Source organism: Streptomyces sp. CRCS-T-1 (genome assembly GCF_024442335.1).
Taxonomy (GTDB): Bacteria; Actinomycetota; Actinomycetes; order Streptomycetales; family Streptomycetaceae; genus Streptomyces; species Streptomyces koelreuteriae.
In genome coordinates this window covers 5000467-5012706 of the sequence record NZ_CP101651.1, presented here as the reverse complement: position 1 = coordinate 5012706, position 12240 = coordinate 5000467, and the positions used below count along the sequence as shown (strand labels likewise).

The 12240-nt window shown below is 71.0% G+C and carries 8 protein-coding genes; 6 read left to right on the top strand and 2 right to left on the bottom strand.

What is annotated here, in order from left to right:
* Positions 1-39 precede the first annotated feature (39 nt).
* Positions 40-1041, top strand: a complete 1002-nt coding sequence (locus NNW99_RS22855) for a DNA-3-methyladenine glycosylase (RefSeq protein WP_215121005.1) — start codon at positions 40-42, stop codon at positions 1039-1041.
* Positions 1042-1355: 314 nt separating this feature from the next.
* Here NNW99_RS22855 and NNW99_RS22850 read toward each other — a convergent pair whose 3' ends face one another.
* Together NNW99_RS22850 and NNW99_RS22845 are read right to left on the bottom strand one after the other, a co-directional pair.
* The gene (locus NNW99_RS22850; protein ID WP_215121004.1) at positions 1356-2438 is read right to left on the bottom strand and encodes an NDP-sugar synthase; all 1083 of its coding nucleotides are present in this window, start codon (positions 2436-2438) and stop codon (positions 1356-1358) included.
* Positions 2439-2549: 111 nt separating this feature from the next.
* Positions 2550-4004 carry a peptidoglycan recognition protein gene (locus NNW99_RS22845; protein ID WP_215121003.1) on the bottom strand — a complete coding sequence of 485 codons (1455 nt, stop codon included), beginning with the start codon at positions 4002-4004 and terminating at the stop codon, positions 2550-2552.
* Between the two features lie 149 nt (positions 4005-4153).
* Here NNW99_RS22845 and NNW99_RS22840 point away from each other — a divergent pair, with 149 nt between their 5' ends.
* The 5 genes from NNW99_RS22840 (at position 4154) to NNW99_RS22820 (ending at position 12198) form a co-directional block, all read left to right on the top strand.
* Positions 4154-4909 carry a TIGR03089 family protein gene (locus NNW99_RS22840; RefSeq protein ID WP_215121002.1) on the top strand — a complete coding sequence of 252 codons (756 nt, stop codon included), beginning with the start codon at positions 4154-4156 and terminating at the stop codon, positions 4907-4909.
* 391 nt (positions 4910-5300) lie between these two features.
* A complete protein-coding gene (locus NNW99_RS22835) occupies positions 5301-6503 on the top strand; it encodes an LCP family protein (protein WP_215124412.1) in 1203 nt (400 codons plus the stop codon).
* 240 nt (positions 6504-6743) lie between these two features.
* On the top strand, positions 6744-8516 hold the full coding sequence (locus NNW99_RS22830; RefSeq protein ID WP_215121001.1) for an LCP family protein: 1773 nt from the start codon (positions 6744-6746) through the stop codon (positions 8514-8516).
* A 73-nt stretch (positions 8517-8589) separates the two neighbouring features.
* Complete coding sequence (locus tag NNW99_RS22825; RefSeq protein WP_215121000.1) at positions 8590-10245, top strand: LCP family protein; 1656 nt, start codon at positions 8590-8592, stop codon at positions 10243-10245.
* A 186-nt stretch (positions 10246-10431) separates the two neighbouring features.
* The gene (locus tag NNW99_RS22820) at positions 10432-12198 is read left to right on the top strand and encodes an LCP family protein (protein WP_215120999.1); all 1767 of its coding nucleotides are present in this window, start codon (positions 10432-10434) and stop codon (positions 12196-12198) included.
* The last annotated feature ends 42 nt before the right edge of the window (positions 12199-12240 follow it).

The following is a 12240-nucleotide window of genomic DNA, read 5'->3' as shown; positions in this document are numbered from 1 at the left end:
AGCGGCTCATACCGGCGACTTCGTTCAGGGGCCTTGTTCATGGCAGGACGGTTCACTCCCCGGCCCACGCGTACGACCGTGCGCGGCGGGCATGTCGCCGTGGGCGCGGGCGTGCCCCGGCAGGCGGCGGGGCCGGGGCGGGTTCGGGACCATGTGCCGGACGGGCCGCTGGATCTCGGGCTGGTGCTCGGGCCGCTGCGGCGCGGGCCGGGTGATCCGACGTTCCGGACGACACCGGACGGGTCGGTGTGGCGGACCGCTCTCACTCCCGCCGGGCCCGGGACGCTGCGGGTGCGCGCGGCGGGTGGCGGGGTGCGCGGGGAGGCCTGGGGGGCCGGGGCCGAGTGGCTGCTGGAGCGGTTGCCCGAGCTGCTCGGGGCGGCCGATGATCCGTCGGCGTTCGTGCCGCGGCACCGGCTGGTGGCGTTGGCACGGCATCGGCGGCCGGGGCTGCGGCTGACTCGGACGGGGCTGGTGCTGGAGTCGCTGATTCCGTCGATTCTCGAGCAGAAGGTCACGACCGATGAGGCGTATCGGGCGTGGCGGTTGCTGGTGCGGAAGTTCGGGGAGCCGGCGCCGGGGCCCGTGCCGGGGCCGATGCATGTGATGCCGGGGCCTCGGACGTGGGCGTTGATTCCGTCGTGGGAGTGGCATCGGGCCGGGGTCGACGACAAGCGGGCGTCGACGATTCTGCGTGCGGTGCGGGTGGCCGGGCGGTTGGAGGAGACGGCGGGGATGGAGCCGGGGGCGGCTCGGGAGCGGTTGGAGGTTGTGCCGGGGGTGGGGCCGTGGACGTCCACGGAGACGGTGCAGCGGAGTCATGGGGCGGCGGATGAGGTGACCGTGGGGGATCTGCATCTGCCGGGGATCGTGGGGTGGGCGTTGGGTGGGGATCGGGATGCGGACGACTCCGTGATGTTGTCGTTGTTGGAGCCGTATGCGGGGCAGCGGCATCGGGCGGCTCGGTTGGTGTTGCTGAGTGGGAGGGTGCCGGGGCGTCGGGCGCCGAAGATGCCGCGGTGGGATATCGGGGGGTTGTGACGTTCTGCCGGTTGTGGGGTGCCCGGGGCGTTGGTGCTTGGGGCGGGTGGGGCCGCAACCCGGCGGAGCGGGGTGCCGCTGCGCCCACCCGTGCCGCCCTTAGCGGCACGCATGCCCGCAGCGGGGGCGGCTGAGGCGGGCCGCGCGCAGCCCGGCGGGCCCGCAGACCGGCGGGAGGCGGCTGGCCGCAGATCCGCAGGAGCCGGGTGGGAACCGACAGTCCGCAGATCGGCGGCACGCGACTGCCTCAGCTGGGGCAGCTACGGCGGGCCGGCGGGTCGGGGCGGCACGCAGCGCAGCCTGCCGCGTAGGCGCTACTGGTCCGAGGAGAAGCGGACCGCGCCCGCTGGGATTTTGGTGTCGCACCAGATTCGGGTGCCTTGCAGGAGTTCGTTGTCGGGGCCGATGGTCGCGTTGTCGCCTATGACCGTGCCCGTGAGGACGGTGCGTTCGCCGACTCGGGCGCGGGCGCCTATGAGGGAGTCGGTGATGACCGCGCCGGGTTCGATGACGGCGCCCGGCATGATCGTGCTGCCGAAGACCCGCGCTCCCCCGGCGACGAAGGCGCCCTCCCCCACCACCGTGCCGCCCGACAGCTTGGCGTCGGCCGCGACCGTCGCCGTCGGGAGCACGAGCTGGTCGCCGCAGCGGCCGGGGACGGCGGGCGACGGGGCCCGGCCGAGGACCAGGTCCGCCGAGCCCCGGACGAACGCCGCCGGGGTGCCGAGGTCCAGCCAGTACGTCGAGTCGACCATGCCCTGGAGGTGGGCTCCGGCGGAGAGGAGGTCGGGGAAGGTCTCCCGTTCCACCGACACCGGCCGGCCCAGCGGGATCGTGTCGATGACCGAGCGGCGGAAGACGTACGCCCCCGCGTTGATCTGGTCGGTGACGATCTCCTCGGGGGTCTGCGGCTTCTCCAGGAACGCCAGGACCCTGCCCGTGTCGTCCGTGGGGACCAGCCCGTAGGCGCGCGGGTCGGTGACCTTGGTGAGGTGCAGGGAGACGTCCGCGCCCGTCGACTCGTGGGTGTCCACCAGGGCCCGGATGTCCAGGCCCGTCAGGATGTCGCCGTTGAAGATCAGGACCGGGTCGTCGGGGCCGGAGCGCAGCCGGGAGGCGACATTGCGGATGGCGCCGCCGGTGCCGAGGGGCTCCTCCTCCGTCACGTACTCCAGATGCAGGCCCAGCGCGGACCCGTCGCCGAAGTACGGCTCGAAGACCTCGGCCAGATAGGACGTGGCGAGGACGATGTGCTCGACACCCGCCGCTCTCGCTCTCGCGAGCTGGTGCGTGAGGAAGGGCACCCCGGCCGCCGGGACCATGGGCTTGGGCGTGTGCACCGTGAGCGGGCGCAGCCGGGTGCCCTTGCCGCCGACCAGGAGGATCGCTTCAGTCACGTGTCGTCTCTGCTTCCTGCCGGGACCGTCCGAACTGTCTTTCGGCCGGTCAGTGTATGCAGACCGTTCCGTGGCGCCTTCGCTGGCCGTGCGGCTTTCCGCCCCCTGTTCTCAGCGGCCCTGGTAGCGGGCCGCCTTGGAGCGGGCCGAGCCGAGCTTGCCGTAGAGCTTCCGGCCCGGGCAGGCGGTCTTGAAGCCGTCCCGGTGACCGGAGATCACGTTCAGTCGTACCTTCTTGCCCTTGCGGTGGAGATTGCTGCCGGCCGACTTCAGGTAGGTCTTGCCCCGCGGGTTCATCCGGTACAGGCCCAGCTTCCACGCCGTGACCCGGGCGATGGCCTTGACGGCGGCGGACGACGGCTTCTTGGCTCCGTACGATCCGATGACGGCGATGCCCATGCTGTTGCTGTTGAAACCAAGGGTGTGCGCGCCGAGGACCGGCCTCGCCACGCCGCCCGCGCGGCCCTCGTAGATCTTTCCGCACTTGTCGATGAGGAAGTTGTAGCCGACGTCCCGCCAGCCCATGCTCTTGACGTGGTAGCGGTAGATACTGCGGATGAGTGACGGGGACTGCGAGCAGCTGTACTTGTTGCCGCTCGCGGTGTGGTGCACGAAGGCGGCCTTGACCTTCTTCGTGTAGACGAACTTCCGCTCCCGCAGCCCCTCGTTCGCGCCCCAGCCGCGGCGCGTGACGATACTCGGGCGGGGGCCGACGTACGGCTTCGCCCGCTGCCGGTCCGCCGGACCGCCGGCCCGGAGGGTGTAGAACTCGCGCTCGGTCGCCGCGCGGCTCAGTGCCGGGATCTCGGTGGCGCCGAGGGGCGCGAGGTCCGCGTTGGCGGCGGAGGCGTCGGTTGCGGCGGAGGACTCGGTGTTCAGGCCGCCGGTGCGGGGGCTGTCCACGGGGCCGCCGGGGAGCGCCGCGTCGCCCTCGCCGGGGTCGACGAGTTCGAGCCGGAGACCGGAGGGGAGCGAGGGCGCGGCGGCCGCCATGCCGCGACCGCCGGTGCCCGGGAGTTCCGAACGGACCCGGAGTTCCACGCCGTCGGAGTCGCCGACCCACAGCGGTGCCGTGGCACCGCGTACGCGGCCCGAGGTGCTCTCGGGGGTGTCCAGGTCGGCCGCGTGGTCGGCGTTGTGCGTCTCCACGACCTGCCAGCCCGACCAGGTGCCGGTGCCGGCGGCGCGCGTGCGGACATGGACGCGGCCGTGCAGTTCGGCATGGGGGTCGTCCCAGATGACGCCGACGAGGGAGAAGCGGCGTACGGCACGGCGGGACAGGCCCTGTTCGGCGGCGGCCGAGGCGGACGCGGAGGGGGTGGCTCGGTTGCGGGTGAGGGGTTCGAGGGGGAGGGACTGGGTGCTGCCGGCGGCGGACGGTTCGGCCGCGCGCCGGTCGGTCCGGGTCGTGTCCGGCGCCCCCGCGTGGGGCGCGGGTCTCGCGGCCGTGGCGACCTCGGTGGTCGGCACCGGTCTCGCCGTCGCCGCGAGGGCGGGCGGAGTGAGGGGAAGGGCCAGAGCGGCCGCACAGGTGACACCGATCGAGGAAGCAAGGAATCCACGCATGCCCCTGATCTTGGACATAGTCGTATAAGTCTGTCCATTTGGGAGTTGACGGACTGTCGGCGGGGATTCGGCCGAACCGGTGGTGAACGCGGGGCGGGCGGTGGCCGGGCCGTTGGGCGGCGGGCGGTGCGCCGCGTACGCTTGCGCGGGTGAACGCCACCGATCGCACCCCCGCCGACCTGCTGGGTTCCGCGCTCGCCGCGGATCCGGGACGCCCCCTGGTGACCTTCTACGACGACGCCACGGGCGAACGCGTCGAACTCTCCGTGGCCACCTTCGCCAATTGGGTGGCCAAGACCGCGAACCTGCTCCAGGACGAGCTGTCCGTCGAGCCCGGCGACCGGGTCGCGCTGCTGCTGCCGGCGCACTGGCAGACGGCGGTGTGGTTGCTCGCGTGTTCGTCGGTGGGGGTGGTCGCGGATGTGTCCGGGGACGCTCGGGCCGCCGATGTCGTGGTGAGCGGGCCGGACGGGCTGGAGGCGGCCCGGGCGTGTTCCGGGGCGCGGATCGCGATGGCCTTGCGGCCGCTCGGGGGGCGGTTTCCGCAGGCTCCCGAGGGGTTCGTCGACTACGCGGTGGAGGTGCCGGGGCAGGGGGACCGGTTCGTGCCGTACGCGCCGGTGGATCCCGAGGAGCCCGCGCTGATCGTGGCGGGGCGGGAGTTCAGTGGGGCCGAGGTCGTGGAGCGGGCTCGGGCGGGGGCGGCGGAGCTGGGGCTGACCGGGCCGGGGTCGCGGATTCTGTCGGGGTTGCCGTACGACACGTGGGAGGGGTTGAGCGCAGGGTTGTACGGGGCGTTGGCCACGGGGGGTTCTGTGGTGTTGTGCCGGAATCTGGAGTCGGCGGGGGACGGGGTGTTGGACAAGCGGGTGGAGAGTGAGCGGGTTACGGCGCTTGCTCGGTAGGCCGTTTGCTGGTGCTGGGCGTTTCCGCTGGGGGCGGGTGGGTGCGCAGCCCGGCGTAGCGGGGTGCCGCTGCGCCCACCCGTGCCGCCCTTAGCGGCACGCATGCCCGCAGCTAGGGCAGGCATGGCGGCTCAGCAGCTCAGCGGCACGGTTGCCCGCAGCTAGGGCGGCAACGGCAGCTCAGCCGCGCGAGTGCCCCCAGCCAGGGCAGGCATAGCAGCTCAGCGGCACCGTTGCCCGCGGCTGGGCCGCTGCCCCGTTCGGCCCATCCCCACCCCTCCCCCAGACCCCATCCACGCCACAGTCGTAAGAGCAGTGCGCACGGCACGTTCGTACGACGTGAGGGGTGGTCCCTGTCGTGGCCGGTACCGGTGGTGGGTCCTTGCCGAGGCTGGGGCCGGGTGCGGGGGCCTCGGCCAGTGGGCGGGGGCTGGCGCGGCGGCGTCGGCGGCGGTGGGTGCGGTTCACGGCGTTCGGGGTCACCGGTCTCGTCGTGGCGGCCGCCGGGGCCGGATGGGCCGTGTACGCGAAGCTCAGCGGGAACATCACGCCCGACGAGGCCGCGGCCGCCGAACTCGCGCGGTACGACAAGGAGCGGCCCACCTCGCTGGTCAAGGACGCGCGGAACATCCTGCTCATCGGCTCGGACTCGCGCGAGGGCGACGACAACGCCCGCTACGGCCGGGACTCCGGGACCGAGCGGTCGGACACCACGATCCTGCTGCACCTGTCCGCGGGCCGGCGCAGCGCCACCGCCGTCTCCCTGCCCCGGGACCTGATGGTGGAGCTGCCGGCGTGCCGGCGCCCGGACGGGTCCCGCAGCGCGCCCCGGTTCGGGATGTTCAACCAGGCCTTCGCGCTGGGCGGCTCGGCCTGCACCATCCGGACCGTCGAGAAGCTCACCGACGTCCGCGTCGATCACCACGTCGTCGTCGACTTCCACGGCTTCAAGGAGATGGTCGACGCGGTCGACGGTGTCGAGGTGTGTCTGCGGGAGCCGGTCGACGACCGGGCCGCCAAGCTGAGGCTGCCCGCGGGACGCGTGACGCTCGACGGCGAGCAGGCCCTCGGCTGGGTCCGCGCCCGCAAGTCCCTGGGCGACGGCAGCGACACGGAGCGGATGGAGCGGCAGCAACGATTCCTCGGCGCACTCGTCAACAAGGTGCGCAGCAATGACGTCCTGCTGAATCCGGTGAAGCTGTATCCCGTGCTGGACGCCGCCACGTCCTCCCTCACAACGGACCCGGATCTGGCGAGTCTGCGCGGTTTGTACGAACTCGTGCGCGGCCTGCGCGACATCCCCATGGAACAAGTGCAATTCCTGACCGTCCCCCGGGAGTCGTATGCGTACGACGCCAATCGCGACCAACTCGTGGAGCCCGAGGCGGACAGGCTGTTCGAGCGGCTGCGGACGGACTCTCCGGTGGTGGTCGCGGGGGACGCACGGGGAGGTTCCGCCCCGCGAAGGCCTGCCGATTCGCGTGACGGGTCGCACGGGGATCCGTATCCGGGTCCGTTCACGAAATCCGCCGTCACCGTTTCTCCTCCACCCACGTTCCGTGGAAACACGGCAGCCGAGGACACCTGCGAGTAAAGCGGACACCAAGGCCGCCTCAAGGTGACGCGCTCTTCACCCGGGAAATGGGCGAATTGCCCAGGTGTAGGGACGTGGACTTCGTCACCGTCGTCGCTCGACGCCGAACTGGGCGGTTAGTGTGAGCGATCCCGGTGCGACCGGCTCTGTGGACATCCCTGAGACACCGCACTGTGTGACCTGTACCGAGCGCCTTGGAAGGGCAGGCGCCGCGTGCCCCGACGGAGGAATCAGACAACCGTGGACGCGCAAAGCCGTGGGCGGGCGGACGACATCGATCCCGCAGACCAGTGGGTGCTCAACCCGAACACCGGCGAATACGAAATGCGACTGCCCCCTTCCGCACCGCAGTCGGGTGTTCCCGGGCCGCGCAAACCACCGGCCTCCGATACGGACCCGTCGGCGCTCGGCAGCACGCAGCCGCTCGGCCGCAGCGAGGCGCCCGGCCGCCGGCGGTCCGAGGCGCCCGGCCGTGCGGTGCCGCCGCCGCGCAGGCGCCGCGGGGCTCCGGCCCCGGCTCCGGAGGAGCCGCTGCCGGGGCGGCGCGGGCGCCGGCCCGCCAAGAAGGCCGCGAAGGGCAAGAAGGCCCTGCTGTGGACCGGCGGCGTGATGGCGTTCGTGCTGGTCGCCGGGGCGGGCGCCGCGTACTTCTACATCGAGCACCTGAACAGCAACATCGCGTCGGTCTCCGACGACGGCGCGAGCACCGGTGGCTTCGAGAAGGACAAGGCCATCAACATCCTGCTGATCGGCACCGACAAGCGCACCGGCGCGGGCAACGAGAAGTACGGCGACGCGGGCAGTGTCGGGCACGCCGACACCACGATCCTGCTGCATGTCTCCAAGGACCGTTCGAACGCGACCGCGCTGAGCATCCCCCGGGACCTGATCGTCGACATCCCGGACTGCCCGACCACGCAGGCGGACGGGACGCAGAAGGTCATCCCGGGCACGCCCAAGACCCGCTTCAACACCAGCCTCGGCCAGGACGACCGGACCCCGAGCTGCACCATGCGGACCGTGACGGAGCTGACCGGGGTCAAGCCGGACAACTTCATGGTCGCCGACTTCAACGCGGTCAAGACGCTGACCAGCGCGGTCGGCGGGGTCGAGGTCTGCCTCGGCAAGGACATCGACGACCCGGACTCGCACCTCAAGCTGTCGAAGGGCAACCACACCATCGAGGGCGAGCAGGCGCTGGCCTTCGTGCGCACCCGGCACTCGGTCGGCTTCGGCGGCGACCTGAGCCGGATCGGGCTCCAGCAGCAGTTCCTGAGCGCGCTGATGCGCAAGCTGAAGGACAACGACACGCTCACCAGCCCCTCCAAGATGCTCGACCTGGCCGAGGCGGGCACGAAGGCGCTGACCGTCGACTCGCAGCTCTCCAGCATCGGCAAGCTGAAGGACCTCGGTCTGGAGCTGGGCAAGCTCAACACCAAGAACCTGACGTTCGCCACCACGCCGGTGATCGACAACCCGGCGGAGAAGGTCCCGACCACGGTCGTCCTCAACGAGTCGTCGGCCCCGCAGGTCTTCGACATGATCAAGAACGACGTCTCCTTCACCGCGGTCAAGGAAAAGAAGAAGAAGGAAGCCGCCGCGGTGGCCGCCCGGCTCAAGGGCAGCAAGTCCGCGGCCTCCGAGGTGCGGGTGCGGATCATGAACGGCGGTGCCGTCGCCGGCAGCGCCCAGGAGACGCTGAGCTGGCTGCAGGTCGAGGAGGGCGTCACCAAGTCGGAGAACGCCGGCAACGCGCCCGCCGAGCTGGCCAAGACGACCCTGGAGTACGCCCCCGACCAGGCCGACCAGGCCCGCCGCCTCGCCGACATCATGGGCCTGCCCGGGTCCGCGATGAAGCCGGGCAAGAGTGTGGAGAACGCCCAGGGCGTGCCCGCGATGACCCTGACCCTCGGCAAGGACTTCAAGGGCGCGGGCTCTTCCCAGACCACTCCCGCCAAGGCGCCGGCGGACGTGGACAAGTCCACGGCGGACAAGGTGGAGTGCGCCGAGTGACCTGAAGGGCCTGTCGTACGTCTCACTGGGCGTACGGCAGGCCTTTTCGGTGACACGGGGGTGGCGGAAGCAGATGGCGCGCAGCAGCGGTGTGCAGGGGGAGGGGACGAAACCGGGTGCCGTTCCGCGTGAGCCGGCCCCGGGCGGATCCACCGGGCCGGGCGGCGGCCGGGGCGGACGCGAGGGCCGGGGCGGACACGGAGGCCGCCGGGCCCGCCGGGGACGCCGGGTACTGCGCTGGTCGGCGACGACCCTCTCCGTGCTGGTCCTCGGGACCGCCGGCGCCGGCTACCTCTACTACGAGCATCTGAACGGCAACATCGAGAAGGGCCAGCGCAGCAGCGGCGACTCCAAGGCGCGGCGGGCCGCTCCGAACGCGGCCGGGCAGACGCCCCTGAACATCCTGCTGATCGGCTCCGACAGCCGTAACTCCGACGAGAACGTGAAGCTGGGCGGCGCCAGGAACGACCGCGGCGCTCCGCCGCGGGGCGATGTGCAGATGCTCATCCATCTGGCCGCGGACCGCGAGAGCGCCGCCGTGGTGAGCATTCCGCGCGACACCCGCGTCGACATACCCAAGTGCACCGACCCGGAGTCCGGCCGGACGTACCCGCCGGTCAACACGATCATCAACGCCTCGCTGGCCCGGGGCGGCGCGGGTTGCACGCTGGCGACCTGGCAGAACCTCACCGGGGTCTACATCGACCACTGGATGACGATCGACTTCGCGGGCGTGGTGAAGATGGCGGACGCCATCGGCGGGGTCGAGGTGTGCGTGGAGCAGAACGTGTGGGACCGCCCGCTGCCCGGCGTGCCCGGCGGCTCCGGTCTGAAGCTGAAGGCCGGCAAGACCAAGGTCCAGGGCGAGCAGGCCCTGCAGTGGCTGCGCACCCGCCACGCCTGGGGCAGCGACCCGCTGCGGGCCAGGGCGCAGCACATGTACATGAACTCGATGATCCGCACGCTCAAGTCGCAGAACGTCTTCACCGACACCGGGCGGCTGACGGACCTGGCCGAGGCGGCCACCGAGTCGTTGCACGTGTCCGAGGAGATCGGCACGGTGAAGAAGCTGTACGACCTGGGGGCACAGCTCAAGACCGTGCCGACGGACCGCATCACCATGACGACGCTGCCCACGGCCGCGGACCCGGAGGACGCCAATCACCTGATACCGGCGGGCGCCGACGCCGACCGGGTGTGGGAGATGGTCCGCGACGACGTGCCGTTCGACGACAAGGGCGGGAAGTCCGCCTCGAAGAAGGCCGGTTCGAAGCAGCCCGGTTCGGAGAAGGCCTCCCGGGATCCGGCCGCGGCGGACGGCGAGATCGGTGTCCTGGTGCGGAACGCCACCCGCTCCGACACCCTCGGCCCGGTGACCGGACGCGCGGGCGCCATCGCCCGGTCCCTCGTGGGGAAGGGCTTCACGAAGGCCGCGGCGGACACCTCGGGCGCGCTGGCCGAGGAGCGGACCGTCGTGCGCTATCCGAGCGCCGAGCTGGCGGGCGATGCCCAGCGCGTCGCCAAGTCGCTCGGCATTCCGCAGAGTTCGGTGCGGAGGTCCACCGACGTATCCGGTGTGACGGTCGTCGTGGGCGCCGACTGGCGTACGGGGACGTCGTATCCGAAGCAGCCGGCCCCGAAGGCCGGAGACCTCCCCGGTGACGCGGACGCGCTCAACGGCTCGGACGCCGGTAAGTGCATGAACGTGTACGCGCCCTACCGCTGGTAGAGATTCACAGAATGGAATTGGGCTGGATTGCCCAAATGTAGGGACGTCGAATTTGTCATTCAGCGCACACCGGCGTTCAACTGGGCGGATAGTGTGAGCGATCCAGTGCTTCTGTGATGACCAAGTACCCGCGCGCCTTCCGGGGGGAGAAGGCGCCGCGTGCCCCGACGGAGGAATCGGACAACCGTGGACGCGCAACGCCGTGGGCGGGGGGAACAGATGGACCCCGCAGACCAGTGGGTACTCAATCCGAACACCGGCGAATACGAACTGCGACTGAATCCATCCGGAGCGCAATCGCGGACGGCTCCCCGTAACGCCACCACACGTTCGACACCCGCACGTTCGGCCGCTCCGCGCGGGGGTGCTTCCCGTGAGAGCGCTCCCCGTCAGGGCGCTCCTCGTGAGGGCGCGACCCGCACCGAGGTGCCGCCGCAGCGCAGGCGGCGCGGTGCTCCCGAGGAGCCGCCGCCGGGGCGCCGCGGTGGGCGCCGGCCGGTGCAGCAGAAGCCGGGCAAGGCGAAGAAGGTCCTGCTGTGGACCGGCGGCACGATGGCGTTCGTGCTGGTCGGGGTCAGTGCGGCGGGCTACCTCTACCTCCAGCATCTGGAGGGCAACGTCTCGACGACCGACGTCGGCAACGCGGGCGCCAGCAACTTCAGCAAGGACGAGGCCTTCAGCGTCCTCATCATCGGCACGGACAAGCGCACCGGCGAGGGCAACGAGGGCTACGGCGACAAGGGCAGCTCCGGGCACGCCGACACCACGATCCTGCTGCACGTCGCGAAGGACCGCTCCAACGCGACCGCGCTGAGCATCCCGCGCGACCTGATCGTGAACATCCCCGACTGCCCGACGACACTGGAGGACGGCTCGAAGAAGGTCGTCCCCGGCATCCGGGGTGCCCGCTTCAACCGGAGCCTCGGGGAGGGCGATCGCGACCCCGGCTGCACGATGCGCACGGTGAAGGAGAACACCGGCATCACCGTCGACCACTTCATGATGGCCGACTTCAACGCGGTGAAGACGCTGACCACGGCGGTGGACGGGGTCGACGTGTGTGTGGAGAAGCCGGTCAACGACAAGGAGTCCAAACTCGTCCTGCCCGCGGGCGAGTCGACGGTCGAGGGCGAGCAGGCCCTCGCGTTCGTCCGTACGCGCAAGAGCTTCGGCAACAGCGGTGACCTCGACCGGATCAAGGTGCAGCAGCAGTTCCTGGGCTCACTGATGCGCAAGATGTCCTCCAGCGACACCCTCACGAGCCCGTCCAAGCTGCTGAACCTGGCCGAGGCCGCGACGAAGGCGCTGACGGTGGACGAGGCGATCGGCAGGGTCAGCACGCTCAAGGACGTCGCCCTGGAGCTGAAGAAGGTGCCGACGAAGAACATCAGCTTCACGACGGTGCCGGTGGTGGACAACCCGGCGGAGAAGGTGAAGGCCACGGTCGTCCTCGACGAGTCCAAGGCCCCGCAGGTGTTCGACATGATCGAGAACGACGTCTCCTTCACCGAGGTCAAGCAGCAGGAGAAGAAGGAGAAGGACGCCCAGGCCGCCCGGCTGAAGGGCACCAAGGCCGCGGCCTCCGAGGTGCGGGTGCGGATCATGAACGGCGGTGCCGTCGCCGGCAGCGCGCAGAAGACCCTCCAGTACCTCCAGGTCGAGGAGGGCGTCACCAAGTCGGAGAACGCCGGCAACGCGCCCGCCGAGCTGGCGAAGACGACCCTCGAGTACGGCCCCGACCAAGCCGACCAGGCGCGTCGGCTCGCCGACATCATGGGGCTGTCCGGGTCCGCGCTGAAGCCCGGCGAGAGTGTGAACAACTCGCAGGGCGTGCCCGCGATGACCCTGACCCTCGGCAAGGACTTCAAGGGCGCCGGCGTGAAGCTCAACGCCCCGGTCGAGGCGGCGGACGTGGAGAAGTCCACCGCCGACAAGGTGAAGTGCGCGAGTTGACCCGTTGAGGGCAACTGACAGGCCCGTCGTGCGTCTAACAGG